The organism is Serinicoccus sediminis (assembly GCF_004153545.1).
GTDB classification, from domain to species: Bacteria; Actinomycetota; Actinomycetes; order Actinomycetales; family Dermatophilaceae; genus Ornithinicoccus; species Ornithinicoccus sediminis_A.
In genome coordinates, this window is sequence record NZ_SDVA01000034.1 from 1 (window position 1) to 1466 (window position 1466).

The 1466-nt window shown below is 78.5% G+C and carries 1 protein-coding gene; it reads right to left on the reverse strand.

What is annotated here, in order from left to right; genetic code table 11:
* Positions 1-64: 64 nt before the first annotated feature.
* Positions 65-1466, reverse strand: a 1402-nt coding sequence (locus EUS26_RS16450; protein WP_475297233.1) for a coiled-coil domain-containing protein, incomplete at its 5' end; no start/stop codon positions are given.

The window sequence follows — 1466 nt, forward strand, 5'->3', positions numbered from 1 at the left end:
TTTTTGAGTACACGCGACCCCCCAGGTTCCCCACTCTCCTCTTCGTCTCCGGCGTCAGGTGTGTCTACGGGACAGCCTCCGTGCGGTCGGCGCGCCCGGCCAGCGCGGTGACCCGCTCCTCCTGCGTGCGCAGCGCCAGCCGCGCCTCGGTCTCGGCGCTGCGGGCCCGCGCGGCCGCCTCCGCGAGCCGCTCCCGCTCACCGGTGTCCGGGTCGTCGGTGCCCTCCTGGGTGGCGAGCTGCTCGGCGTCGGCCAGCCGCTGCTCGAGCTCGCCCAGCTCCTGCCGGGTGGTGGCCAGGGACGCCTCGGCGGTGCCGATGGCGGTGGTGGCCCGCTCGTGCTCGGCCCGCGCCGTGCGCATCGTCTGACCGAGCTGGGAGAGCTGCTCGGCGACCGCCGTCATCCGGGCGTCCGAGTCGTGCAGCGCGTCCAGCGCGTCGTCGGCGGCCTGCTGCGCCGCCTCCAGGTCCTTGCGGGCGGACCCGAGGGCGAAGGTCGCGCGCTCGGCGCGCGCCACCGCCTCGCCCACGCCCGCCTCGGCCTCCTCCAGCGCCGAGGTCAGCTCGAGCAGGCTGGGGGCCGCGGAGGACCCGCCCCGGACCCACCCGGGGCCGTAGACGTCGCCGTCCGGGGTGACCACGGTGACCCCCGGGAGGGCGCGCACCAGGAGGGCGGCGTCGTCGGCGTCCTGCACGAGCGCGACCCGGCGCAGCAGCCCGGCCACCGCCGCCAGCAGCGCGTCGTCGCCGTCCCGGGCGCGGACGGTGTCGGCCGCCCACACGGCATACCCCGGCAGGTCCGGCCACCCCGAGCGGTCCTCGCCGTCCCCGGCCACGAGCTCCGGCACGAGCAGCCCGGCCTGCCCCTGGTCCTCCTCGCGCAGCCACGCCAGCGCCTGCCGGGCCGGCTCGAGGCCGTCGACGACGAGCGCCTCGCCGGCCCACCCGAGCGCCGCCGCGACGGCACCCTCGCGGCCCGCCTCGACCTGCAGGCGCTCGGTGACCGTGCCGCGCACCCCCTGCACCCCGTCGGCCGACAGCAGGGCGCTGGCGCCGTCGGTGCGCCGCAGGCTCATCGACAGCGCCTCGACCCGGGCCTGCCAGCGGGCCTGCTCGGCCTGGGCGTCCCGCACCTCCTCGGTGAGCCGCCCGACCTCCTCCGCGGCCTCGGCACGGCGGTCCTCGGCCTGCTCGTAGTGCTCGTCCAGCCCCTCCTCGCCGTGCTCGACGTCCAGCACGGTCCCCTCCAGCGCCGCGTAGTCGCGCTCGGCCTTCTCGGCACGCTCGACGACGGCGACCGCCACCTGCTGCAGGCGGGCGATCTCGCCCTCGCCGGCCTCGACCCGGGACCGCCGGGCGGCGACCTGACCGGACAGCCGGGCCAGGCCCTCGCGCCGGTCGGCGGCCGCTCGGGCCAGCCGCTGCAGCCGGGCCTGCTCCTCGGCGTGCGCCTGCTCGGCGCCGGCG